Origin of the sequence: Dongia rigui (assembly GCF_034044635.1) — a bacterium.
Lineage (GTDB): Bacteria > Pseudomonadota > Alphaproteobacteria > Dongiales > Dongiaceae > Dongia > Dongia rigui.
Map to the genome: position 1 here is coordinate 831,530 of NZ_JAXCLX010000001.1, position 24,420 is coordinate 855,949.

General features: G+C 61.7%; 19 protein-coding genes. 9 read left to right on the forward strand and 10 right to left on the reverse strand.

Annotated elements, in window-relative coordinates:
* Window positions 1-260: 260 nt before the first annotated feature.
* The 9 genes from SMD31_RS03785 to SMD31_RS03825 all read right to left on the reverse strand — a co-directional run bounded on the left by SMD31_RS03785 (window position 261) and on the right by SMD31_RS03825 (window position 9,902).
* The gene (locus SMD31_RS03785) at window positions 261-659 is read right to left on the reverse strand and encodes a hypothetical protein (RefSeq protein WP_320499391.1); all 399 of its coding nucleotides are present in this window, start codon (window positions 657-659) and stop codon (window positions 261-263) included.
* The gene (locus tag SMD31_RS03790) at window positions 646-1,308 is read right to left on the reverse strand and encodes a BAR domain-containing protein (RefSeq protein ID WP_320499392.1); all 663 of its coding nucleotides are present in this window, start codon (window positions 1,306-1,308) and stop codon (window positions 646-648) included. Before SMD31_RS03790 ends, SMD31_RS03785 begins: the two co-directional genes overlap by 14 nt.
* Window positions 1,309-2,202: 894 nt before the next feature.
* Window positions 2,203-3,504 (reverse strand): 4-aminobutyrate--2-oxoglutarate transaminase, encoded by a 1,302-nt coding sequence (gabT, locus tag SMD31_RS03795; RefSeq protein ID WP_320499393.1) that lies wholly within the window; start codon window positions 3,502-3,504, stop codon window positions 2,203-2,205.
* Between the two features lie 230 nt (window positions 3,505-3,734).
* A complete protein-coding gene (locus SMD31_RS03800; RefSeq protein WP_320499394.1) occupies window positions 3,735-3,995 on the reverse strand; it encodes a hypothetical protein in 261 nt (86 codons plus the stop codon).
* A gap of 94 nt (window positions 3,996-4,089) precedes the next feature.
* Entirely contained in the window at window positions 4,090-4,311 is a 222-nt protein-coding gene (locus tag SMD31_RS03805) for a hypothetical protein (RefSeq protein ID WP_320499395.1), read from the reverse strand.
* 123 nt (window positions 4,312-4,434) lie between these two features.
* Complete coding sequence (locus SMD31_RS03810) at window positions 4,435-5,352, reverse strand: hydroxymethylglutaryl-CoA lyase (RefSeq protein ID WP_320499396.1); 918 nt, start codon at window positions 5,350-5,352, stop codon at window positions 4,435-4,437.
* Complete coding sequence (locus tag SMD31_RS03815; protein WP_320499397.1) at window positions 5,349-7,337, reverse strand: acetyl/propionyl/methylcrotonyl-CoA carboxylase subunit alpha; 1,989 nt, start codon at window positions 7,335-7,337, stop codon at window positions 5,349-5,351. The genes SMD31_RS03810 and SMD31_RS03815 overlap by 4 nt, the downstream gene beginning before the upstream one ends.
* Before the next feature lie 159 nt (window positions 7,338-7,496).
* A complete protein-coding gene (locus SMD31_RS03820; protein ID WP_320499398.1) occupies window positions 7,497-8,279 on the reverse strand; it encodes an enoyl-CoA hydratase-related protein in 783 nt (260 codons plus the stop codon).
* Between the two features lie 12 nt (window positions 8,280-8,291).
* The gene (locus SMD31_RS03825) at window positions 8,292-9,902 is read right to left on the reverse strand and encodes a carboxyl transferase domain-containing protein (protein WP_320499399.1); all 1,611 of its coding nucleotides are present in this window, start codon (window positions 9,900-9,902) and stop codon (window positions 8,292-8,294) included.
* 456 nt (window positions 9,903-10,358) lie between these two features.
* Here SMD31_RS03825 and SMD31_RS03830 point away from each other — a divergent pair, with 456 nt between their 5' ends.
* Entirely contained in the window at window positions 10,359-12,590 is a 2,232-nt protein-coding gene (locus tag SMD31_RS03830) for a PAS domain-containing sensor histidine kinase (protein WP_320499400.1), read from the forward strand.
* An 11-nt stretch (window positions 12,591-12,601) separates the two neighbouring features.
* Here the strand turns inward: SMD31_RS03830 and SMD31_RS03835 are convergent, their stop codons facing one another.
* Complete coding sequence (locus SMD31_RS03835; protein ID WP_320499401.1) at window positions 12,602-14,020, reverse strand: caspase family protein; 1,419 nt, start codon at window positions 14,018-14,020, stop codon at window positions 12,602-12,604.
* A 415-nt stretch (window positions 14,021-14,435) separates the two neighbouring features.
* Between SMD31_RS03835 and SMD31_RS03840 the strand changes: the two genes are divergently transcribed.
* The 8 genes from SMD31_RS03840 (at window position 14,436) to SMD31_RS03875 (ending at window position 24,418) form a co-directional block, all read left to right on the forward strand.
* Window positions 14,436-15,575, forward strand: a complete 1,140-nt coding sequence (locus SMD31_RS03840; protein ID WP_320499402.1) for a DUF2336 domain-containing protein — start codon at window positions 14,436-14,438, stop codon at window positions 15,573-15,575.
* Window positions 15,572-17,155, forward strand: a complete 1,584-nt coding sequence (locus tag SMD31_RS03845; protein ID WP_320499403.1) for a PAS domain-containing sensor histidine kinase — start codon at window positions 15,572-15,574, stop codon at window positions 17,153-17,155. The genes SMD31_RS03840 and SMD31_RS03845 overlap by 4 nt, the downstream gene beginning before the upstream one ends.
* 228 nt (window positions 17,156-17,383) lie before the next feature.
* Window positions 17,384-18,556, forward strand: a complete 1,173-nt coding sequence (locus SMD31_RS03850; RefSeq protein WP_320499404.1) for a DUF2336 domain-containing protein — start codon at window positions 17,384-17,386, stop codon at window positions 18,554-18,556.
* Between the two features lie 336 nt (window positions 18,557-18,892).
* Window positions 18,893-20,485: a peptide ABC transporter substrate-binding protein gene (locus tag SMD31_RS03855; protein WP_320499405.1), complete on the forward strand. Its 1,593-nt coding sequence runs from the start codon at window positions 18,893-18,895 to the stop codon at window positions 20,483-20,485.
* Window positions 20,486-20,589: 104 nt separating this feature from the next.
* Entirely contained in the window at window positions 20,590-21,507 is a 918-nt protein-coding gene (gene oppB, locus SMD31_RS03860) for an oligopeptide ABC transporter permease OppB (RefSeq protein WP_320499406.1), read from the forward strand.
* Window positions 21,500-22,417 carry an ABC transporter permease subunit gene (locus tag SMD31_RS03865; RefSeq protein WP_320499407.1) on the forward strand — a complete coding sequence of 306 codons (918 nt, stop codon included), beginning with the start codon at window positions 21,500-21,502 and terminating at the stop codon, window positions 22,415-22,417. Before oppB ends, SMD31_RS03865 begins: the two co-directional genes overlap by 8 nt.
* A 7-nt stretch (window positions 22,418-22,424) precedes the next feature.
* Window positions 22,425-23,429 carry an ABC transporter ATP-binding protein gene (locus tag SMD31_RS03870; protein ID WP_320499408.1) on the forward strand — a complete coding sequence of 335 codons (1,005 nt, stop codon included), beginning with the start codon at window positions 22,425-22,427 and terminating at the stop codon, window positions 23,427-23,429.
* A complete protein-coding gene (locus tag SMD31_RS03875) occupies window positions 23,426-24,418 on the forward strand; it encodes an ABC transporter ATP-binding protein (protein ID WP_320499409.1) in 993 nt (330 codons plus the stop codon). The genes SMD31_RS03870 and SMD31_RS03875 overlap by 4 nt, the downstream gene beginning before the upstream one ends.
* Window positions 24,419-24,420 lie beyond the last annotated feature (2 nt).

Here is a 24,420-nt window from a genome sequence, read left to right on the forward strand (position 1 = left end):
TAAAGGAAAGCGTGAAAATAAAAGAAAGCAGGCATGTAGGCTGGAACGGCTAACCGATATCCGTACAGAGACTTGCCTAGAAATGCAGCGCGGCTTCAATCTCCGGCACGCGGCAAATCAGTAAACCGAAGTGCTTGCTGTTATCATACATTTAGAGCAGTCATGATACAAAGAGGCTGCGGTCGCAGACCCGCTCGTGGTTTAGTACGCTGTGCGAAAGCACTATGCCAACTTCACCTTAGACTGCTCTGCGAGATCGTCTATTCAAGTTCAAGTCGGACCTTCTCTCGTGCGGCGTTAATAGTATCTACTGCCTTCTGTCGACATGGAGGTAATGGCCCACATGTAGAGATCAGGTCCGCAGCCTGCACTAAAATCGAGTCTTGATATCGAATGATTTCTGCCAGCGCCCCACTCTTATCGGAAGACGCGCCAGTTTCCGATCCTCCAAACAAACCTGATATTACAATGCCCGCTAAAATAACCAGCACGGCAAGTAAGCCAACCTTCCAATCTCGACGAACACGTTCCATAGGATTAATTGGGGAGGTCGCAACGAACCTCCTTATATCTCTTGCAAGACTAATCAATTTAGCGCTGGCATCCTGAAGAGACGAAGGATTCACTGCACCTTGGTCTGCATTGTCATTGACGTTCATCTGCCTCACCATCAGCCGTTAAGCGGGGCGCTGCGAGCGCTGGATCACTCGGCAGGCTCGCGACCCTAGGCGCATGCCCTGTCTCGATACCCCTCGTTGAGGAAAAGAACTGTTCAACAATTCGATTGGCCGCTTCAATCTCTTCGAGAATTCCCCGGAACGCTGCTTCGTCTCCGACCCTGGGTTGAAGATCCCGGACTCGCGACTTTATAGCATCATTTACGGATTGCACTGTAGCGGCGTAAGCTCGGATTTGGGTGTCAACCACTCGTCTCGCCGCGTCATTTCCGACCACCTCAGGGGCATCAGCAATTGGTTTGATGAAGTTTGCGAAGCTCTTGGTAAGGGCGTGCAGATAGTCAAGGACACTAACAAGGGTGCGAACATCATCCTTTGCACTTTGTCTCTTCGACAACTCAGAAATTGAATTTGTTACGTCGATGATAGAATCGACTTTCTTTTCGACTTCCGCGTAATGCTCCGATCGCGCATCAAAGGAAATAAGGTAGGTAAAGGCAATAATCATCGCCTGCGCCAGCCCTTTGATCGCGACATTCGCGACGTCACTGTCCAACTTGAACTGAGGCCAATCTAGAACAAAGAGCACCCCCAGCAGCACGAGCCATACAACCACCAAAAAGATTCTCATTCGACCCTACCTACGCGCGAAACAACCTCACATACCTTTATACTAGACAAATACACTTTATAGGAGTCAAACTCTTTTAGTATCTGCGACTAAGTGCTCTGTCAGCTCGCCGGAAAGAAAGGTCGGCGATCACGACTTAAACCATGCGTCATGCGCCTAGCTTGGCTAAACCGTAGCCGCCCTCCTAAGTTGTTCATGTATCGCTGCAAAGGATCGCTACTATGCAACCGCAGGACTTGTGCAATGCAATAAAAACAGCTTCAAATGGAAGCTCTATCGTTGGGAACGCTAGTGTCCAGCAAGCCGCCACATCACTTCTTCGGGTAGCAGAATTGTTCTCGCAGTCAGGTGGCTTCAGCGTTCATAACGATCCTGTCAGCGGCGAAGAGTTTGTAATGAATGTTATGAACTCCGAAAAGCTGGTCGTGCGATATGCCGCGGACGACGGCTCCGGTGGGAGCTTGATCGTAGTTATATAGCTGGCATCAGATTGCTTGGTTGTAGCAGAGTGCAGGCCGAGTGATGGCGCTTTGCTTCGTAACGAGAGCGTCCTTGCCTAGTAGAGTTGTAACCGAGCGGGGTCGACAAAACCTCCCCTTCAGATCAACGTTCCGACCATCTTGTTACCTACCGGCTCGAATTTCTTGCCTTGAACCCGTTCATCGTCCCGTCATAATCCCGGAAGGTATCAACGACTTGAGCATGGGTAGGGGAGCACTGCGAACCCAAGGTCACTCCAGTTAAATCTAGTGGCTTGGAGAACAGCACAAAGCAGAGGCCGTACACATCCGCAGGCTAAACAGGAAGCGCGCCCACCCGAAGCCGACGCGACTATTCCTCAACTCATCTCATCACCCCAGAGGTCGGGCCTGCCCGACCTCTGAAGCGATAGTGTTACGCCGCCTTCGTCGCACCCTCGATCGCCTGGGCGATCGTTTTTTCGAGGATGTCGAAGCCTTCGTTGATGATCTTGTCCTCAGACGTCAAGGGCATCAGGAAGCGCAGCGTGTTGGCGTTGACACCGCAGGAGAGCAGGATGAGGCCGTTCTCGCCGGCCTTCGCGGTGATCGCCTTGGTGAGGTCCGCGTCGGGCGAGCCGTCGGCCTTGATGATGTCGCAGGCGACCATGGCGCCGAGGCCACGGATGTCACCAATACGATTGCCGGTGGTGTTGCGCTTCTTCATGTCGGCCAAGCGGTCCTTCATCAGCTTGCCGATGACATTGGCGCGCTCGACCAGCTTTTCCTCTTCCATGACATCGAGCACCGCATTGGCCGCAGCGCAGCCGATGGGCGAGCCGCCATAGGTGCCACCCAAACCGCCGGCGGACGGGGCGTCCATGATCTCGGCCTTGCCGATGACGCCGGAGAGCGGGAAGCCGCCGGCCAGCGATTTGGCGACCGTGATGAGGTCGGCTTCGATGCCGCTATGCTCATGGGCGAACATCTTGCCGGTGCGGCCGAAGCCGGTCTGGATCTCGTCGACGATCAGCATGATGCCGTGTTGCGTGCAGATCTCGCGCAGCTTTTTCATCAGCTCGAAGGGGACCGGGTTGAAACCGCCCTCGCCCTGCACCGGCTCGATGATGATGGCGGCGATGTTGTCCGGGCCGATATCGGCCTTGAACAGCGTCTCCAGGGTCTTCAGGGATTGCTGCACGCCGTCGGCCTGGGTGGGGTCGGGGAACGGCACGTGATAGACGTCGGTCGGGAACGGGCCGAAGCCCTTCTTATAGGGCAGGTACTTGCCGGTGAGCGCCATGCCCATCAGCGTGCGGCCGTGGAAGGCGCCGCTGAAGGCGATGATGCCGGCTCGCTTGGTGTGCGCGCGCGCAATCTTCACCGCGTTCTCGACCGCTTCGGCACCGGTGGTCAGAAAGATGGTCTTCTTCGGCGTCGACCCGGGGGCGAGCTTGTTGAGGCGCTCCGCGAGGCGGATATAGCTCTCATAGGGGTTCACCTGGAAGCAGGTGTGGCTGAACTTGTCGAGCTGGTCCTTCACCGCGGCGATGATCTTGGGGTGGCCATGGCCGGTGTTCATGACGGCGATGCCGCCCGCAAAGTCGATATGACGCTTGCCCTCGACATCGGTGATCTCGGCGTTCTTGGCCTTCTCGGCAAAGATCGCATAGGCATTGCCAACACCGCGCGGCACGGCCGCTTCGCGGCGCTTCTGCAGGTTCGCATTCGACGTCATCGCATATCCCTCTTCGTTCATGATGATGAAGGGCGGCCGATGCGTTTCCGGCCCCCTCGGAAAGTCGGGCGGGACTATAGCGGGTGGTGGGCCACGCTTAAACCCCACACCCCGCAGGGCTGGGCTGTGCCGGATTCATGCGCATACCCCCACTGGGATAGCGGGGCGGGATAGCGGGGCGGGATAGGGCCGCGTGAGACTCAGGAAAAGTTGGGCTGGAGGCGACGGTGTTAGCGGCGGCTCATCATGGAGCGCATGACATCGGTCATGTTCTGGGCGCCGCTGGTATCGCGGAGTTGCCGGTCGATGCGCTGGCGGGCAGCCTGGGCCTCGAACGCGTCGGCCAGGCGGTCGCGGGTCTCGGCGCTCACATTCCCCACCTGACGGCGGGCTTCGGCGATAAGCTGAGCGCGGGACTGGGCGCGAACGGGAATGGGCTGCAAGGCCGGCTGGCCGACCACCAATTCCGTTAACCATTTGCCGATGCTCATGACACCCTCCACCAGACGGTCATTTGACCTGTCGATGCTAGGGGTATCCCGTTAAGGAAGTCTAAAAGGCGCCGGCGTCGCGCCCGATCCGCCCTCAGGCGGCGCGGACGCGGTCGAGGCGCGGCTGGCCGGTCACCTCGAAATCATGGGCGACGAGGCCGCGGATCATCTGGTTGCCTTCCAGCATGGCGTCATATTCCTCGACCCCGCGACGAACGTTCCAGCAACGGCCGGAGATATAGCCCGTGACGCCATTCTTCAGGCGGATCGGCGTGGTGAGTTCGATGACATCGTCGAAAACGTAACGACTACGCATGGTGCAACCCAATCTCTCTCGCAAGTTGGCCGGATGAGCCCGGCTGAACGACTTGCCCAAATAGATATGTTTAGATTCCATAAATGGCGAGTGACGGCAATCACCAATCGCATCACATGCGAGTTATGCCTGTGATTTCTGCGCTTTCTGCCAAAGCGCGCGCGAGACGCCAGCTTGCGGCGCACGGTCAAAGTGCCGCAGGACTCGCCAGCCGGCCTCGGCCAATCGCGTGAGATCGATTCCCGATTGGATGCCCATGCCGTCGAGCATGAAGACGACATCTTCGGTAGCGACATTGCCTGTCGCCCCCTTGGCATAAGGGCAGCCGCCGAGGCCAGCGACCGAGGAATCGATGACCGATATACCCATCTGCATGGCGGCCAGCAGATTGGCCAGCGCCTGGCCGTAGGTGTCGTGGAAATGGGCGGCGAGCTGCGGAATCGGCACCGCTTCCGCCACCGCGCCGATCATGCGCTGGGTGGCAAGGGGGGTTCCGACACCAATCGTGTCGCCCAGCGAGATCTCATGGCAACCGATATCGATCAGGGACTTAGCGACGCGTGCCACGGCCTCTGGGGCGATCTCCCCCTCATAGGGGCAGCCCAGGACGCAGGAGACATAGCCCCGAACCGGAACACCTGCCGAACGGGCGCGGGAGAGGACGGGCTCGAAGCGCGCGATGCTGTCGTCGATCGAGCAGTTCGTGTTCTTCCTGGAAAAGCTCTCAGAAGCCGCAGCAAAGACCGCCACGTCGCGGGCACCGGCCGTCAGCGCCGCTTCCAACCCCTGCAGATTGGGAACGAGGACCGGATAGCGCTTCCTGGGGTCGCGCGTGAGGCCGGCAAGGACGGCAGCAGAATCCGCCATCTGCGGGACCCATTTCGGCGAGACGAAGGCCCCGGCCTCGATCTCCGACAAACCCGCTGCCGCCAGATCCTCGATGAGGCGGATCTTCACCGCCGTTGGGATGGGTGCCGCTTCATTCTGCAGGCCGTCGCGGGGGCCGACCTCGACGATGCGGACTGTGGCCGGCAGGTTCATGCGCCGGCCTCAATGCGGATGAGTTCCGCCCCCTCCACCACCTGATCCCCAGGCGCCACCAACACGGCGGCGATCTTGCCGGCGGAGCCGGCGACGAGATTGTGCTCCATCTTCATGGCTTCCAGCCGCAGCAAGATCTGGCCTGCCACGACCATATCGCCGATCGCGGCCTGGACCGAGACGATGCGACCGGGCATGGGGGCGCTGACGCTTCCGCCGTGCCCCCCCGCCTGGTCGCGCCGTTCCGGCGGGCGGCCAAAGGCACCCAGCGCCCGCACGCGCCAGCGCGTCGGCCCCACTTTGAGCCAGCGCGTGGCACCGTCGGCATGGAGATGGGCGTGATATTGCCGGTCACCCAGCTCGATCGTGAAGGAATCCGCCCGGCGTTCGACCAGGCGCAGCGGCAAGGCCTCATCCCGCCAGCTGACCAGCCAGTGATCGCCCTGGGCCAGCAGCGAGACCGCGTGGTCGACGCCGTCATACTCGAAATGCCAGACGAGCGGCGCCAGCCCACCCAGGCGCCAGTTGTCGGTAGCGGCCCAGGGCGAGGCGTCTGTTGCGCGCGCGGCCGCGAGGTCAAGTTGTTCGGCCAGAGCGAGGCACGCCCAGCCGGGGAAATCTGGGGCCGTATGGCGCAGCAAGGCTGGATGCGCCGCGATGAAGCCCGTGTCGATGTGGCCAGTGCCAAAATCAAGCTCGCCAGCCGCGCGGGTCAGCAGATTGAGGTTGCTGGCGATACCGGCGACATGGGAACGGCCGAGGGCGGCGCGCAGGCGCGCCAACGCGTCGTCGCGGTCGGCACCGCCGACGATCAGCTTGCCGATGAGGGAGTCGTAATGGACGGAGATCTCGTCGCCCTGCCCGAAACCGGAATCGAGCCGGATAAAAGGCCCTTCCGGTACGCTGAATTGCAGCAGCCGGCCCGTCTCCGGCCGGTAGTCGCGGGCCGGATCCTCGGCACAGATGCGCGCCTCGAAGGCGTGGCCACAAAGTGCGATCTCATCCTGCAATTTCGGCAGTCGCTCACCGGCAGCGACGCAAAGCTGCCATTCGACGAGATCGAGGCCGGTTACCATCTCGGTCACCGGATGCTCGACCTGGAGGCGGGTATTCATCTCCATGAAGTAGAAATTGTCGAGATTGTCGCCCTCGGCGATGAACTCGACCGTGCCGGCGCTGACATAGTCGATGGCCCTTGCGGCAGCAATCGCCGCATCGGTCATGCGTTTCCGCATGGCCTCGGTCATGCCAGGGGCCGGCGCTTCCTCGATCACCTTTTGATGGCGCCGCTGCAGCGAACAGTCGCGCTCGAAGAGGTGCACGACATTGCCATGCCCATCGGCAAAGACCTGTACTTCGATATGGCGCGGCCGGGTGAGATATTTCTCGATCAGGACCGTGCTGTCGCCAAAGGCCGATTGCGCCTCGCGCTGCGCCGATTCCAGGCTTTCCGCAAAGTCGGCATCCTTGTCGACCTTGCGCATGCCGCGTCCACCACCACCCATCACGGCCTTGATGAGGATTGGATAGCCGATCTTGTCGGCTTGCCTTTGCAAGGTCGCCGCATCCTGCGCCTTGCCTTCATAGCCGGGGACCACGGGCACACCCGCCTTGCGCATCAGCACCTTGGCCGCATCCTTGGCGCCCATCGCCTCGATCGATTTCGCCGGCGGGCCGATGAAGACAAGCCCGGCCTCCGTCACCGCCTTTGCAAAGGCCGCGTTCTCCGAAAGGAATCCGTAGCCCGGATGGATCGCCTGGGCGCCCGCCGATTTCGCGGCGGCAATGATGCGCTCGCCCTTCAGATAGCTCTCGCGCGCCGGCGCGGGGCCGATATGAATCGCCTCATCGGCCAGCTGCGTGTGGCGGGCATGCCGGTCGGCATCGGAATAGATGGCAACCGTCTTCACCCCCATCGCGCGCGCAGTCCGGATGACGCGGCAGGCGATCTCACCCCGATTGGCGATGAGGATCTTGGTGAACATCGGTTAGGCCCCACCAGACAGCAACAAAGACCCCTCACCCCGCCCCTCTTCCCACTGCGTGGGGCGAGGGAGTTCCGATCGAGCGTCGCAAAAAGCCCCTCGCCCCGCTTGCGGGGAGAGGGGTTGGGGTGAGGGGTGTGTCGACGCATTCATCGCCGCCTATTCCTTGCGCCAGGCAGGTGTGCGCTTTTCCAGGAACGCCGTGAGGCCTTCCTTGCCTTCGGCACTGGCGCGACGGGCGGCGATGCGGTCGGCCGTACCAGCGATGACGTCCGGTCCCAAGGGCTTCGATGCCACGAACTGCACCAGCTCCTTTGCCGCCGCCATCGCTTCAGGGGCGTTGTCGAGCAGCTGCCGGGTCAGCGCATTCACCGCCTCATCGAGCTTCTCCGGTGCCACGATTTCGGCAAGGAGGCCGAGGCGCTCGGCCTCGGCCGCATCGAATTTCCGGCCGGAGAGGAAGAGGCGCTTGGCTGCGTGCGGGCCGATGGCGCGGATGATATGCGGGCTGATTACCGCCGGAATGAGGCCGAGCTTCACCTCCGACAGCACGAAATCAGCCTGCGGCACGGCAATGGCGAAGTCACAGGCCGCGACAATGCCGATGCCGCCGCCATAGGCCGGGCCGTTGACCGCGACAACCGTCGGCAGGGGCAGAAAAGCGATCTTCTCGAAAAGGCCCGCAAGGCGCTTGGCGTCGGCGATGTTGCTGGCAGCGTCATATTCCGCCATGCGCCGCATCCAATTGATGTCGGCACCGGCGCAGAAGGACTCCCCACGGGCGCGAATCTCCAGCACCCGGGCCGACTTATCCACTGCCACCTTATCAAGCGCCGCATGAAAGGCATCGATCATGGCGATATCGAGCGCGTTGTGCCGATCCGGCCGGTTGATGGTGATGCGGGCGACACGGCCGGCAATTTCAAGTTCGATATCGGTCATGATCTTTTTCTTTCACATACGGAAGAGGCCGAAGCGGGTTTCACCGATCGGCTGCTGCAACGCGGCCTCGAGGCTGAGGCCCAATACGCGGCGGGTATCGGCGGGCGCGATGATGCCGTCATCCCACAGCCTTGCCGAGGCGTAATAGGGGTGGCCCTGACGTTCATATTGATCGCGGATCGGCTGCTTGAATTTCTCCTCCTCCTCAGGCGGCCAGGCGTCGCCCTTGGCCTCGATATTGTCGCGCTTCACTTGCGCCAGCACCGAGGCCGCCTGTTCACCGCCCATCACCGAGATGCGGGCATTGGGCCACATATAGAGGAAGCGTGGCCCGAAAGCGCGCCCGCACATGCCGTAATTCCCGGCGCCAAAGGATCCGCCGATGATGACGGTAAGCTTGGGCACGGCGACGGTGGAGACGGCCGTCACCAGCTTGGCGCCGTCCTTGGCGATGCCGCCGGCTTCGTATTTCTTTCCCACCATGAAGCCCGTGATGTTCTGCAGGAACACGAGCGGGATCTTGCGCTGGCCGCATAGCTCGACGAAATGCGCCCCCTTGAGGGCCGATTCCGAAAACAGAATGCCGTTATTGGCGATGATGCCGATCTGATGGCCATAGAGGTGCGCAAAACCGCAGACCAGCGTTTCGCCGTAATGCTGCTTGAATTCGTCGAAGGCCGACGCATCGACAATGCGGGCGATGATGTCGCGGACATCATAGGGCTTGCGGGTATCGACCGGGACGATGGCGCCAAGCTCGGCTGGGTCATAAAGTGGTTCACGCGAGGCGATGCTTGGCGCGAGCGGTGCGCCGGCCCCGCGCCCCAAGCGCGCCACCATATCGCGGCACCGCTGCAAGGCATCCCAATCATTCTCGGCCAGATGATCGACGACGCCGGACCGGCGGGCATGGAGATCGCCACCGCCCAGATCCTCGGCACTCACCACCTCACCCGTCGCCGCCTTCACCAGCGGTGGGCCGCCGAGAAAGATGGTACCCTGGTTCTTGACGATGATGCTTTCGTCCGACATGGCCGGCACGTAAGCGCCGCCCGCCGTGCAGGACCCCATGACGACGGCGATCTGTGGGATACCGGCTGCCGACATGTTCGCCTGGTTGAAGAAGATGCGGCCGAAGTGATCGCGATCGGGAAAGACCTGATCCTGGTTGGGCAGGTTGGCGCCGCCGGAATCAACGAGATAGATGCAAGGCAAGCCGTTCTCCGCCGCGATCTCCTGGGCGCGCAGGTGCTTCTTGACGGTCAGCGGATAGTAGGTGCCCCCCTTCACCGTGGCATCGTTGCAGACGATGACGGCGAGCCGTCCGGCGATGCGGCCGATGCCGGTGAGCAAGCCTGCCGCCGGCACATGATCGTCATAGACGCCATACGCCGCGAGACTCGATAGCTCCAGAAAGGGGGTACCCGGATCAAGCAGAAGCTGGATGCGTTCGCGCGGCAGCAGCTTGCCCCGCGCGGTATGCCGCGCGCGCGCTTCACGTCCACCGCCTTCGCCAATCTCCGCCAGCAGGCGCTGCAAGGCGGCGACCTGCTCCGCCATGGCGGCAGCGTTGGCCCGGCATTCCGTAGATTGAAGATTGAGCGCCGATTTCAAAACCGGCATGACGAATGGGCCATGAAGTTTCCCTGTGGCGGGAGAGAATTAGCTTTGTTGAAGTCGATCATCCCGGCTTCGCAATCGCTTGGGTAGTCTTTTCTGAAAGACATTAGGCTTTGCAAAAACATGGCGAGGCGAGACGGGTGATCGCTCAAATCTGTCCTGGGTGAGCGACAAGACGCAGCTTTATTGCAGGGCACCAGCGCGAATGAGCCCGGCATCCAGTACTGGACTCGACCGGCCCGCCGCTTCGCTGCGACGCAGCATAAACAGCGCGGATAGGCGACCATCCACCGGCCTGGCGCGAAGCAATAACGGCCTCCACTATCGTAAAGAGTTGTTAATCAACGCCTCCCTAGTATGAGGTCCCGTTGCCGTGCCCGGGTGTGGGCGCGCAGCCAATCGTGGCGATCAATTCGGATCATGATGGGCGAAGGCAGAGCGAGAAGAGACGAGAGAGGTGTGGCTTACGGCACTTCGACTGCGGCACCGCGGTCGACAAGCCAACCCGCGCGCGCCGGCAGCGCATTGTCGACTCTGTGGGGATCGCAGTCGCGCAGCGTCGCGCGCCGCTGGGTTGCCTGCGCCCTGTTCGGGCTGATGGCATTGGCCAGCATCGCCACGATCTTCGTCGCGGGATCACCCGCCATCGAAGGCGCTCTTTATGTTCTGATCGTGGTCCTGGCCGTCACCGGCATCGCCGTGGTTCTGCGCATGGGCAAGGCCAGCGACGCGACCATCGCTGCCCAGCGGCAGCTGGTCGATGCCGGCTTCGAGACGGCCGACGCCATCGTTATCCTGCGCAACCATGACGGCCATATGCTGCAGGCCAATGCCGTGGCCGAGCGCGTTTCGGGCTTCACCAGCCGCGAACTGATGGAACAGACCGTGTGGCAAAGCCGCTTCCCCGCCGACGATTGGGAAGCCGAGCAAATGGTCGAACTGCAAGCACTGCGCAGCGACCGGCCAGTCTTTCGCGAAAGCGCCTGGATATCGAAATCGGGCGAGCGGCGGGTCATTCGCTGGTCGAACGTCGCCCTGCGCCACGGCACCGGCACGCAACCGGCATTGCTGAAGATCGGCCTCGACATCACCGAATTGCGCCGCCATGAGATGTCGCTGCTGCGCAACGAGACGTATCTGCGTCTGGCGCATCGCCTCGCCAAGCTATGCCATTGGCATTGGCAGTCGGACAATCCGCTGCGGCCAATGGATCCAGGTCATCGTACCGGCCGCTTCATCTATTCCGAGGAGGCGCAGGACATCTTCGGCTATCCGGCCGACGAATTGCCCGGCTATGGCGACGATTTTGCCGCCATGATCATCCACCCCGATGACCGCACCGACGTGTTCGCCAAGTACAAGGCGTTCCGCACGCGTGCCAGCAGCTCTTATTCGATCGAGTACCGCGCGATCCACCGGGATGGGCATATCCTTTATATCCGCGAAAATGCCGAGTGGATTCTGGATGACGATGAAAATGTCATCCAAATCGTAGGCACTTTCCAGGACGTGACCGAGCTGCGCGCATCGGAACGCCAGCTGAAACGCGCGCAAACCGATTTGCGACGCTCGCTGCGCATGTCGGGCCTGTGCCATTGGTCGTGGCAACTGTCGCTGGACAGCGTCGACGGGTTGCCGGGCATCTATCAATCCTCGGGTGATACCGCCGATCTGCTGGGTCTGGCACCCGAGGATGTGGCGCTCAACGACTACGATTGGCATCAGCGGATCGTGCATCCCGAAGACGCCAAGTCGAGCTGGGACCGTTACGAATCCTTCCTGCGCGGACCAGAGACCAGTTTAATCCAGGATTACCGCATCCTGTCGCGCTATCGCGGCATCCGCTATGTGCGGTCATTCTGCGAGAAGACGATCGATGCGCAGGGCCGCGTCGTCGAGGTGGCCGGCGCGCTGCAGGATGTCACCGAACAGCGCCAGCGCGAGGCTGAACTGATCAGGGCGAAGAATGCCGCTGAGATCGCCAACCGTTCGAAGACCGAGTTCCTGGCCAATATGAGCCACGAGTTGCGGACACCGCTCAATGCGGTGATCGGCTTCTCGCAGGTCATCCGCGATCGCCATTTCGGCGATGCTCCCGACCGCTACTCGGCTTATGCCGACGACATCCACAAAAGCGGTCAGTTGCTGCTGAAGCTGATCAGCGACGTCCTCGACATGTCGAAATTGGAAGCGGGCAAGGTCGATCTGTTCGAAGAGATGGTCGACATACCCACCATCGCCGCGGATTGCCTGCGCATGCTGCAGGCCCGTGCGGACGAAGGCAATGTGCGGATCGAGCAGAACTGGGAGCGTGATCTGCCGGCACTGTTTGCCGATGCACGCGCCGTGGCGCAGGTGCTGCTCAACGTTCTGACCAACGCGGTCAAATTCTCACCGCCAGAGCGCAGCATCTACCTTACCGGACGGCTGGGTGATGGCGGCGACTATGTCATCGTGATCCGTGATACCGGCATCGGCATGTCGGCCGAGGCGATGCAGAACCTTTTTTCAGCCTTCCATCAGGCGGATGCCACCATCAGCCGGCGTTTCGGCGGCACGGGCCTTGGCCTTGCCATCACCAAGCGACTGATGGAGCTTCATGGCGGGTCGATCGACCTCAGCAGCGAGCCGGGTCAAGGCACCCGGGTCGTGCTGCGCTTCCCGCAGGCCCGCGTGCGCATGCGCGATTGATCCGGGTGTGGTTATTCGCTGGCCAGGGAATAGGGCTGCTTCTGCTCACCGCGTATCAGCACGATGACGCATTCCTGCTTCGAGACGCTGGCGCATTTCTGCAGCGCTGCATTACGGGGGAAACGCGGGTCGGTATTCTGCCGCTGGCCCTTCTTGCCCGGTATGCACTGGCCCACTTCCTCGCAGGTGAAGGAACCAGAAAAACGCCCGTCCGGCGACACGGCAAAGGCACCGTTGCGGTTCTGCAGCTGCGACAGATAAGCCTTGAGCTGGCCGCTGACTTTGGCGGAAAGCAGCAGCCCGTCGCCGGCATTTGAGGGCTGCGGCGCCGGCTCGGCATCTGCCGCAGGGAGAGACGCGACCTGCGTTTCTGGTTCTGCGGCCGGTTCGGGACTGCGCTCTGCTTGTTGTTGGGCTGCTGGTTGCGAGTCTGGTGCCGCTGCGGCCGTCTTCACCTTGCCGCCATAGCGATCGAGCTTGTCACGGGCGACATCGGCATAGAGGCCATCCGGAAACTTGGCGAGATAGGCCTGATAGTCGTCCGCATCCTTGCTGTCCTTGATGCCGTCCCAATAGGCCTTCTCCTTGGCCGCATTGGCGATCGGCTTGGCAGCGGGGGCCGCCGCGGCGACGGCGGCGGGCGCGGCCTGTTGTTCGTTGAAATAGAAGGCGCCGGTCAGCGAGGAGGAATCCCACGGCACCTGCTGCTTCGAGGTGGTCTGCATGACCTTGACGCGGACATTGCGAAACGCTTCCTCGATGGCGACACCTGGCTTCGACATCTCGCTCACCAGGGCGGCGGTATAGGGAGAGTTCTTGCCGTCGCCGTCATTGGCGACATCGCCGGGCGAGGTCGAATAGCCGATGAAGGATCCGGCCGGCGCATCCATGCGCGCCAGGCCCCGATCGGCGCCGCGCATCGAGCGTGGCAGCGGGTTGTTCCGGCAGGCATCGAGAATGACAATGTTGACCCGGGCGCCGGCATATTCCATCTGCTTCAGCACCGTTTCGGCAGAGACGGCCTCGAGATCGACGTCAGCCTCGGCGGCGATCGCAGCGCCCACGGGGATCAGGTAATTGGTCCCATCGACCTGGATGCCATGGCCCGCATAGAAGAACAGGCCGACAGCCTCGGGACCCGCAGCGCTGAGGGCCTGGCCGAAGGTCGAGATGGCCCGCTTCATCGCCTTCTGGTCCCCATTGACGAGCTTGGTCACCTTGAAGCCCAGCTTGGCCAAGCTGTCGGCAACCAGGTTAGCGTCATTGGGCGGGTTGATCAGGGAACCGATTTCCTTGCCATATTTGCCGTTGCCGATGACCAGCGCCAGGCGCGGTTCGGCGGCGGCGGGCGCCAGGCAAAACAACAACGCCAGCAGCGCCAGGAAGGCGGCCGGAAGCGTGGAGCGAATGCGGATCAGCTTCTGTGTCATCGCTCCTATCATATAAGCGACCGGCCGAGAGTGGCAGTGCGCGCGCGCACATATTGTGTAGCGACATAAAATGTAGCGCCGGGAAAACCGCAGCCTGGCGCCCCGTCCGGCACGTCCCGCGGTCAAGCGAAGAAAGTGAAGCCCGACCCGAAAACGTCATTTTGTCTTAAACCCACTGCATTTAGTCCGCACCATGGTTAGCTAACATTCATCTTGTGGTTATATTGCATTTTATTTAAAAAAATACTCTTACAAATCATACACCTACGGATCAAAGTTCCGAAATTAGGTTGACTTTAACCATTCTCCGCATTTAGCCTCGACTATCCGGGGCTTTTTCGGGGGAACTGCGCGGGATTTGGGGTGGGATGTGCCGGTATTTGTAAGGCACCCTTGAATCTCTTGCACAGCGGTGATGGCAAACGAAAGCATCGACGGCGAGCAATTGCTGGCTTTAGCGCGGCTCCGCTCCGACGAAGGGCGGGCAGAGCTATTTGCCGTCATGGGCGATCTTTTCCACGACCGCAGTGATGTCCTCTCCGCGCAAGAGCGCGCGCTCATGCTCGACATTCTGGAAAAACTGATCGGCGAAGTGGCGCGCGACGTCAAACGCAAGCTGGCCTTGCGTCTGGCCGATGCGCCGGGCCTGCCGCGCGAATTGGCGGTTCTCCTCGCCAATGACGAGATCGACGTGGCGACACCTATTCTCCTGCGCTCGGCGGTGCTGCAGGATGTCGACCTCATCGAAGTGATCCGCCATCGCTCACGCCAGCACATTCTCACCGTCGCCATGCGGCGCGACATCTCCAGCACCGTCTCGGACGCGCTGGTCGAAACCGGCGACCGCGACGTCATCCGCACCCTGCTGGAAAACCAGGACGCCGGTATTGCCAAGGTGACACTCGCCTACCTGGTCGAACAGTCGAAGACGGTCGACGAATTTCAGGAACCGCTGGTGCGCCGCCGCGATCTGCCGGCCGATCTGGCGCGCCGCATGATCTATTGGGTGGCAGCGGGCCTGCGCCAGGCCCTGCTCGACCGGTTCGACATCGATCCCGCCATCCTCGACGACCGGCTGGAACCGCTGGTCAAGGAAGAAGTGGCCGAAGCCGTTGCCCAGGCCGAGATGGACGAGGCCTCTGCGGTCCTCGCCCGTGCCTTGGGCGCCGGTCGGCAATTGACGCCGCGTTTGCTGTTGCAAACCCTGCGCAAGGGCGAGATCCAGCTTTTCGAAGCGATGTTTGCGGAAATGAGCGGGCTGCGATTCAGGCTCATCACCCGCATCGCCTATGAACCGGGCGGCCAGGGCCTTGCCGTTGCCGCCCGCGGCATGGGGCTCAACCGCGAGGAATTCGCGACCATCTATCTGCTGACCCGCCGCGCCCGCAATGCGCAGGCGACCTTCGCGCCAGCCGAGCTCGGCCGGGCGCTGGAATTTTTCGACCGCCTCTCGCATGCTGCGGCTGAGACGGTGCTGACGCGCTGGCGGCGCGACCCTGATTACCTGTTTGCCATTCGCTCGATCGAAGAAGGGCAGGAGAAGAAACGCGCATGAACAAGGTCACTCCTCTGGCGCCCAGCTTCGCCTCGGCTAACGTCGTCATCAGCCAGCCCAAGGTCGCTAGTCCGGCCAATGAAGCGGCGCCTTCGCCCACACGCCTCACCGACCTCTTCCGCCAGGAACTGGTCGAATTCGGCCCGGCCATGATGATGTGCGACCCCAAGGGGCAGATCACCTGGGCCAACGCCGCCTGCCGCCGCATCAACGAAACCCGCATCGATGGCGGCCTGATCGGCGAAAGGCTGCGATTGGCCGAGATCGCCGAGGAAATCGACCTCCGCCGCGGCACCGTGTTCCGTGACTGGGATTTCGCCGCCGCCGGCAACATCCAGCGCCTGCGCGCGCGCTTCGAGCCGATGAACGAGGCCAACGGCCAGGCCGGCGGCTTTGCCGGTCTGTTCACCTTGCTGCAGGATGGTCGCGCTGGCGCCGACGACGCCACGCAGACGGTCGACCGGCATATGGATTTCATCCGCCTCTCCGCCGATTGGATGTGGGAGACGGATGCGGCGCTCAATTTCAAGCTGGTGACGCAGCGCGTTGTTTCAGCCCTTGGCATGGTGCCGCAGCAGCTGATCGGGCGGAACCTGCTCGACCTCGTTGCCTCCGATGCCTTGCGCACCAATCTGCAGCGGCGCTTGGCGAAACTGTCGCCCTTCCGTGACCTCCCCTTCGACGCCGAGGACGCAACCGGCAAGCGCAAGCTGTTCCTGATGAGCGCCCTGCCGGTCTTTGATCCGGTGAGCGGTGCCCTCATCGGCTATCGCGGTTCAGCCAGCGACATCACCGAACTGACCCGACGCGAAGAGAACCTGCGCTCGGCCAAGGAAGCCGCAGAAACTGCGAACCGGGCCAAGAGCCAGTTCCTCGCCAATATGAGCCACGAACTGATGACGCCCTTGAACGCCATCATCGGCTTTGCCGACGTCATGCGCATGGGCCTGCTGGGGCCGGTCGAGAACCCCGAATACCGGTCCTATGTGAAGGACATTCACGGCAGCGCCATCAATTTGATGGGCATCATCAACGACATCCTCGACGTTTCACGCATCGAGAACGGCCAGGCCGAGATCAATGAAAGCGCCTGCAACATCGAGGAATTGTTCGATTCCGTTTCCCGCCTCATCCACGATCGCCTGCAGGCCCAAGGTCTCACCCTCAATGTCGACCTGCCGCTGCGCCTGCCGCGCATCCATGCCGACAAGCGCAAGCTGAAGCAGATCCTCGCCAATCTCCTCGCCAATGCCGTGAAATTCACGCCCAAGGGCGGGCGCATCACCCTGTCCGCCAGCATGGCGCGGAACGGCGACATGGTGCTGGTGGTCAACGACACTGGCATCGGCATCGCCGCCGAGGATATCGACCGCGTGATGCATCCCTTCGCGCAGGCCGATGGCGGGCTCAATCGCAAATATGAAGGTACCGGCCTGGGCCTGACCCTGTCGCTGGGCCTCGCCCGCCTTCACGGCGGCGATCTGCGGCTGGAAAGCACACTGGGCGAGGGCACCCGCGCCATCGTCACCCTGCCCGGCACGCGCGTCATCGACGGTAACCATCTGACCCCGGTGAAGTAGGCCACACCCAACCTCCCCCCTTGAGGGGGAGGTCGCGCGGAACGCGCGGGCGGGGGGTCTCTCTCCACCGCACTGATGCGACTGAAAGATACCCCCCTCCCCGCCCTCCCCCTCAAAGGGGGAGGGGGATTTTCTTCACTTATACCCTGTGGCCGAACTCCTTTACCCATGCCTGCTCCGCGGGTTACCAATGATGAGCATCCCCTGCTGAGTCGGGAGTTAGAGGGCGTGAGCGAGGGGTTCGACCTCAAGGAACTGGCGCTGGTGGCCCGCGACAAGTCGCCGGACGGCCGCTCGAAGATGTTTGCGTTGCTGGCGCGCCTGTTCTGGCGCCGCGGTGCCATCATGAAGCCCAAGGAAAAGGTCATGCTGGCGGAGATCCTGCGCCTGCTGCGGCCCAAGACCCTGCCACAGGCCCGCATGGAACTGGCCTATGAGATGGCGGGGTCGACCCTGGCCGAGCCGGATTTGCTGAAAGTCTTTGCCGAGGACGAGATCGAGATCGCCTCGCCGGTCCTGTTCGCCAACAACCGGTTGGAACCCAGCGACCTTATTGCGGTGATCGACGCCCGCGGCCTCAGCCACGGCGCCGTGATCGCCAAGCGCAATGGCCTTGGCATTGCCGTGATCGATGCGCTGGCCCGGCTCGAGGATCCTGAAATTCTGCGGCACCTTCTGGAAGACCCGGAGGCTCCCTTCTCCATCCCGGCGCTGTCATCAGCGGCGCTGGTGGCGATGACCGATGTCGGCCTGCAGAAGCTGATCGCCGAGCGGCGCGAGCTGCCGGAGAGCCTGGCCGAGGACATGATGACCTGGGCAGACCCCGAGGTGTGCGAGAGCCTCAATGGCCGCTTCCTGTTCGACGCCATGGTTGCCTCGGCGCAGCAGCCCCTCTATGGACAGAAGGCGACAGCTTTGCCGGAGGAAGCGGCGGCACCGGCTGCCGCAGAACCGGCAGATATCGAACTGACGCCAAGTTCGATGATCAGCGCGTTGCGCAGCGGCAATCTGGCCCTGTTTCAGGCGCAAGTGGCACATCTTGCCAATCTGCGCATGGGCCTGGTGCGCAAGCTGATGAATGAGAATGGCGGCGACAGCATCGCCTTCATCGCGCGCGCGATCGGTCTGCGGCGCGACGAGTTCGCCCAGATCTATCTGCAGGTTCGGAAGCTGCGTACGAAATCGGGCGGCGTCGGGGCTGCCGATCTCGGCCAGGCGCTCGACTTCTTTGATCGGACCGAGCCTGCGCAGGCCAGCGCGATCATCTCCCGCTGGCGCCGCGAATCAGCGCGTGACGCGTTGACGGAAAGCGAGGATGTGGCGGCCCCGGCCCCGCCCGCGGAGGCGTCCGAACCCGTTCCCGAGCCCGAAGAGACCTTGCCAACCGAACCGGCGGCCTGAACCAGCGCTTTCGTACAAGCGTTTACCAAGAGCGCCGATGTCTGTGACAGCCCGGCGCTCCGGCGAAGGGATTGTCGGCAACCCGTCGATGCGCCGGGTCCGCCTCGCGGATCGACTGAATTTGATCCGAAAATTGGAACAAAAGCGGCCCTCGCGGAGCCGGCGCATACGCCGGAAAACCGCGACAAATCAGCTATTTCTATTGAACCATGCCAATTGTTGAAGAAAGATGACGCCAGCTGAGGGCAAGACGTCGGAAGCGGGCAAGTCGCAAACCTTGCCGCCAAACCGCGCTGCAGTCCTCACGCTTCCGAATGACAGAGGAGGTTTCAAAAAATGAACCAGGTAATGAAGAGGCTGGTACTGCCGGCCGTAACCGCTGCCGCGCTGCTGACCAGCACCGCGCTGGCACAGGCCGAAATGGTGCTGAACCGTGGCAACGGCGCCGAGCCGGAAACGATCAATCCGCATAAATCGACCGGTGTCACCGAAGCCAATATCGAGGCCGATATCTTCGAAGGCCTCACCACCTATGCCCCGAACGGCGACATCATCCCGGGTGCTGCCGAGAGCTGGGATATCAGCGATGACGGCAAGACCTACACCTTCCATCTGCGCAAGAATGCGAAGTGGTCCAACGGCGATGCCGTGACGGCGAAAGATTTCGTGTTCGGCTTCCAGGATGCCGTGAACCCGGAAACCGCCGCTGATTACGCCCCGATCCTCGACGTCATCGTCAATGCGGAAAAGATCCGCAAGGGCGAGGAGAAGGATTTCTCGAAGATCGGCGCCGAAGCCGTCGACGATTACACGCTGAAGGTCTCCTTGACCGGACCCACCCCCTATTTCCTGGGGCTGCTGCGTCACCCGATCTCCTATCCGGTGCACAAGGCGACGGTGGAAAAGTTCAAGGACGACTGGACGAAGCCAGGCAACATCGTCAGCAACGGCGCCTATCAGCTGACCGAATGGACGCCGCAGGCGTCGCTGACCTATGTCAAGAATCCAAATTATTGGGACGCCACCAATGTGAAGGTCGACAAGGTCGTCATGTATCCGACCGAAGACCTGGCCGAGGAATTGAAGCGGTTCAAGGCTGGCGAACTTCACGTCACTTATGACGCGCCGTCCGAGCAGATTCCGGATCTGGAAAAGAATTTCGCTGACGAGTTCAAGAACACGCCCTATCTCGGCACCTATTACTACGTGATCAACCTGACCCGCGAACCGCTGGGCGCGCAGGCGGACCTCCGCAAGGCGTTGTCACTGGGCGTCAACCGCGAGGTCCTGGTTTCCAAGATCACGCAAGGCGGCGAGGCCCCGGCCTATTCGTGGGAACCGCCGATGTCGAACTACAAGCAGGCCTTTGTCGACTTCAAGGACATGCCGCAGAAGCAGCGCCTCGAGGAAGCCAAGAAGCTGCTTGAGAAGCACGGGTACAACAAGTCGAACCCGCTCAAGGTCGAGTTGCTCTACAACACCAGCGAGAACCACAAGAAGATCGCCGTGGCGGTGCAGAGCATGTGGAAGCAGATCGGCGTCGACGCCTCGCTGCGCAACGAGGAGTGGAAGGTCTATCTCGAGACCCGCGACAAGAAGCAGTTCGACGTCGCCCGCGCGGCCTGGATCGCCGACTATGACGATCCCATCAACTTCGCCGATATGTTCCTCTCCGACGCCGGTGAACGTAACGACGCCGGCTACAACAATCCGGAATACGACAAGCTGGTGAAGGGTACGGGCACGGAAACCGACCCCGCCAAACGCATGCAGATGTTCCACGACGCGGAACAGATCTTCCTCAACGACTATGCGATGATTCCGATCTACCACTACACATCACAGCACATGGTGTCGAAGAAGGTGGCCGGTTGGGAATACAACATTCTCGACTTCCATCTGGCGCGCTTCCTCGCGGTTGCCGAGTAAGATTTGCGTGATGGGCGACCCGGTGGCATCATGCCACCGGGTCGCTTTTCTTTGACCCGATACGCCTCGGCACCGTTCTTCGGCACCGATGGGAGGCGGCTTTTATGCTTAACTACACATTCCGGCGCTTGCTTGGCGCGATACCGACCCTGTTCATCATTCTGGCAGTGTCGTTTTTCATGGTGCGCTTGGCGCCCGGTGGCCCCTTCGACAAGGAACGCAAGGTTCCGGCCGAAGTCGAAGCCAAGCTCATCCAGCAATACCATTTGGACGAACCCCTGCCGCAGCAGTTCGCGCGCTATGTCGGCAATCTCGCCCAGGGCGATTTCGGCCCCTCGTTCAAATACAAGGATTTCACGGTTTCCGAACTGATCTGGCAGGGCTTCCCGACCTCGCTGGCCCTCGGTCTGTCGGCCATCGCCATCGCTCTCGTCATCGGCGTGACCTTAGGGATCTGGTCCGCGCTCAGGCAGAATTCCATCATCGACTATCTGAGCGTCGGCACAGCGATGCTCGGTATCGCCGTGCCGAACTTCGTCATCGCCCCGATCATGACGCTGGTGTTCGGGCTGATGCTCAACTGGCTGCCTGTTGGTGGCTGGGGCAAGCCATCCAATTGGGTGCTGCCGATTGTTGCGCTGGCCATTCCGCAGATCGCCGCCTTCACGCGCCTCACCCGTGGCTCGATGCTGGAGATCCTGCGCAGCAATTTCGTGCGCACCGCCCGCGCCAAGGGACTGCCCGAAGTCGTGACGCTGACCCGCCACGCCATTCGCGCCGCACTTATGCCAGTCGTCTCCTATATGGGGCCAGCCATTGCCAATATCGTCACCGGCTCGGTCATCATCGAACAGATTTTCGGCATTCCCGGGATCGGCCGCTATTTCGTGCAAGGCGCCATCAACCGCGACTACACGCTGGTGCTGGGCGTCACCGTCCTATTCGGCGCCCTCGTCATCATCTGCAACCTTATCGCCGACATCTGCTACGGCCTGCTCGACCCGAAGGTGCGCTATGACTGATATCACCGCCCTCGCCGTCCAGCCAGAAACCAAGGGCCGCAGCCTCTGGGCCGACGCCCGCCGCCGCTTTATGCGCAACAAGGCCGCGGTTGTTGGCCTGGCCATTCTCATCGTCGTTGCCTTGCTCTGCTTTGGCGCACCATATCTCGGCCTGCACGATCCTGAAGAAGTGGACTGGACGCTGGAGTCGATGAGCATCCCGCCCAATTTTGAGCTGGGTTACTACTTTGGCACTGACCAGAATGGTCGAGACTTGTTCGCGCGAACACTCTACGGCGGTCAGGTCTCACTCTTTGTCGGTCTCGTTGCCACGCTTGTCAGCATTCTCATCGGCACTCTGTGGGGTGCCACGGCCGGCTTTGTCGGCGGCCGAACGGACAGCGTCATGATGCGCATCGTGGATATACTATATTCCCTGCCCTTCATTTTCTTTGTCATTCTGCTTTCCGCAACGCTTGGCCAACGGGCCAAGATGTTGTTTGGCAGTGACATGGTGCTGATCTACCTCGCCATCGGCGCCGTCAGTTGGCTGGACATGGCACGTATCGTTCGCGGCCAGACGATCAGCATTCGCCGCAAGGAATTCATCGAGGCCGCCCATGCGAGCGGGGTTTCTAGTTGGCGCATCATCACTCGGCACATCATTCCCAACTGCCTGGGGCCGGTCGTGGTCTATATGACCTTGACCGTTCCAGCGGTGATTCTGACGGAGAGTTTTCTGTCGTTTCTGGGAATGGGCGTCCAGGAGCCCAATTCGTCTTGGGGAATGTTGATCAGTGAAGGGGCCCGCGCGATGGACATCGCGCCCTGGGCCGTGGTCTTCCCCAGCGCCGTCATGGTGGTGACGCTGCTGGCACTCAATTTCGTCGGTGACGGTTTGCGCGACGCCCTCGACCCGAAGGATCGGTGAGGGCGCCATGAGCAACGTTCTTGAAGTCACCAATCTCAACACCAGTTTCTGGACGCCGGAAGGTGACGTAAACGCGGTCAGCAACGTCTCCTTCACCATCCAGCGCGGCGAGACACTGGGCATCGTCGGCGAATCCGGCTCCGGCAAGAGCCAGATATTCATGTCGATCATGGGCCTCTTGGCCAGCAACGGCCGCGCCACCGGCTCGGTCAAGGTGACCGGCACGGAAATCCTCGGCGTCACCACGGCGGAACTCAACAAGATCCGCGGTGCCCGCATGTCGATGATCTTCCAGGATCCGATGACGTCTTTGAACCCCTATCTCACCGTGCGCCGGCAGATGACCGAAGTGCTGATGACGCATAAGGGCATGACCGAGAAGGAAGCGACGGAAGCCTCCATCCGCATGCTGGATCAGGTGCAGATTCCCGAAGCCCGCCGACGCATCAACATGCACCCACATGAATTCTCGGGCGGCATGCGCCAGCGCGTGATGATCGCAATGGCTTTGCTGTGCGGACCGGAGCTCCTCATTGCCGACGAGCCGACCACGGCGCTCGACGTCACCGTGCAGGCACAGATTCTCGATCTGCTCTCGCAGCTGCGGCGCGACAACGGTATGGCGATTGCGCTCATCACCCACGATCTCGGCGTCATCGCCGGCCTCGCCGACCGCGTGATGGTGATGTATGCCGGTGCCGTCGCCGAGAAAGGGTCCGTCCGGGACATCTTCAAGCGCCCGCAGCACCCCTATACCGAGGGCTTGCTGCGATCCATGCCGCGCCTCGATGAAAGCGGCATCAACCGTCTTGCGACCATCGGCGGCCAACCGCCCAATCTGCAGAACCTGCCGAGCGGCTGCTCCTTCCGCGAGCGCTGCCCCTATGCCTTTGACCGCTGTGCCAGCGAACGCCCCGCCCTGCGCGAGAGCGGGGGGGCTGGCCGCGCCAAGGCCTGTCACCTCGATGAGATCGGCGCTGTCCGGCAAACCAAGATCGGAGTGGTCGCATGAGCGCGCCCCTGCTTTCCGTCCACGACCTCAAGGTCCATTTCGACGTCAGCCGCAAGCGGCTCTTCGGCGGCGGGGTGCCGGCGATCGTCAAGGCGGTCGACGGCGTCACCTTCGATCTCAAGCCCGGCGAGACCTTAGGCTTGGTCGGTGAATCGGGTTGTGGCAAGTCGACGCTGGGCCGTGCTGTCCTGCGCCTGCTGCCGCTTAAAGGCGGTCGCGCCGTCTGGCTGGGGCAGGATCTCGCCAAGCTGGACACCCACGCCATGCGGTCCTTAAGGCGCGAAATGCAGATCATCTTCCAGGATCCGCTGGCCAGCCTCAACCCGCGCATGACGGTGGGGCAGATCATCGCAGAGCCGCTCACCACCTTCCAGCCGAACCTCAGTGCCGATGAGGTCAAGGCCCGCGTCAAGGCAATGATGGCCAAGGTCGGCCTGCTGCCCAACCAGGTCAATCGCTACCCGCATGAATTCTCCGGCGGCCAGTGCCAGCGCATCGGCATCGCGCGCGCCATCATCAACAACCCGCGTCTCATCGTTTGTGACGAACCGGTCTCGGCCCTTGATGTCTCGATCCAGGCGCAGATCGTCAATCTGCTGATGGATCTGCAGAAGGAGATGGGCATGTCGCTCATCTTCATCTCGCACAATCTTGCCATCGTGCGGCATATCAGCCACCGGGTGATGGTGCTCTATCTCGGCAAGGTGATGGAAATCGCAGACCGGGATTCGCTCTACAAGAATCCGCTGCATCCCTATACGCAGGCGCTCAATTCGGCCGTGCCGGTGCCGGATCCCGACATCGAGCAGAGCAAGGCACGCATCGTGCTGAAGGGCGACCTGCCCTCACCGCTCAATCCGCCCTCGGGCTGCCCGTTCCGCACGCGCTGCCCGCGCGCCACGGAAATCTGCGCCCAGGAGATGCCGGAACTGGTTGCGGCAGGGCCGGATCACATGGTGGCCTGCCACCATGCCGGGCCGATCAGCTAGCG

Coding starts and splice junctions, on each gene's coding strand:
- SMD31_RS03785 (WP_320499391.1), bottom strand. CDS start 659: ATGAACGTCAATGACAATGCAGACCAAGGTGCAGTGAATCCTTCGTCT.
- SMD31_RS03790 (WP_320499392.1), bottom strand. CDS start 1,308: ATGAGAATCTTTTTGGTGGTTGTATGGCTCGTGCTGCTGGGGGTGCTC.
- gabT (WP_320499393.1), bottom strand. CDS start 3,504: ATGACGTCGAATGCGAACCTGCAGAAGCGCCGCGAAGCGGCCGTGCCG.
- SMD31_RS03800 (WP_320499394.1), bottom strand. CDS start 3,995: ATGAGCATCGGCAAATGGTTAACGGAATTGGTGGTCGGCCAGCCGGCC.
- SMD31_RS03805 (WP_320499395.1), bottom strand. CDS start 4,311: ATGCGTAGTCGTTACGTTTTCGACGATGTCATCGAACTCACCACGCCG.
- SMD31_RS03810 (WP_320499396.1), bottom strand. CDS start 5,352: ATGAACCTGCCGGCCACAGTCCGCATCGTCGAGGTCGGCCCCCGCGAC.
- SMD31_RS03815 (WP_320499397.1), bottom strand. CDS start 7,337: ATGTTCACCAAGATCCTCATCGCCAATCGGGGTGAGATCGCCTGCCGC.
- SMD31_RS03820 (WP_320499398.1), bottom strand. CDS start 8,279: ATGACCGATATCGAACTTGAAATTGCCGGCCGTGTCGCCCGCATCACC.
- SMD31_RS03825 (WP_320499399.1), bottom strand. CDS start 9,902: ATGCCGGTTTTGAAATCGGCGCTCAATCTTCAATCTACGGAATGCCGG.
- SMD31_RS03835 (WP_320499401.1), bottom strand. CDS start 14,020: ATGACACAGAAGCTGATCCGCATTCGCTCCACGCTTCCGGCCGCCTTC.
- SMD31_RS03840 (WP_320499402.1), top strand. CDS start 14,436: ATGGCAAACGAAAGCATCGACGGCGAGCAATTGCTGGCTTTAGCGCGG.
- SMD31_RS03845 (WP_320499403.1), top strand. CDS start 15,572: ATGAACAAGGTCACTCCTCTGGCGCCCAGCTTCGCCTCGGCTAACGTC.
- SMD31_RS03855 (WP_320499405.1), top strand. CDS start 18,893: ATGAACCAGGTAATGAAGAGGCTGGTACTGCCGGCCGTAACCGCTGCC.
- oppB (WP_320499406.1), top strand. CDS start 20,590: ATGCTTAACTACACATTCCGGCGCTTGCTTGGCGCGATACCGACCCTG.
- SMD31_RS03865 (WP_320499407.1), top strand. CDS start 21,500: ATGACTGATATCACCGCCCTCGCCGTCCAGCCAGAAACCAAGGGCCGC.
- SMD31_RS03870 (WP_320499408.1), top strand. CDS start 22,425: ATGAGCAACGTTCTTGAAGTCACCAATCTCAACACCAGTTTCTGGACG.
- SMD31_RS03875 (WP_320499409.1), top strand. CDS start 23,426: ATGAGCGCGCCCCTGCTTTCCGTCCACGACCTCAAGGTCCATTTCGAC.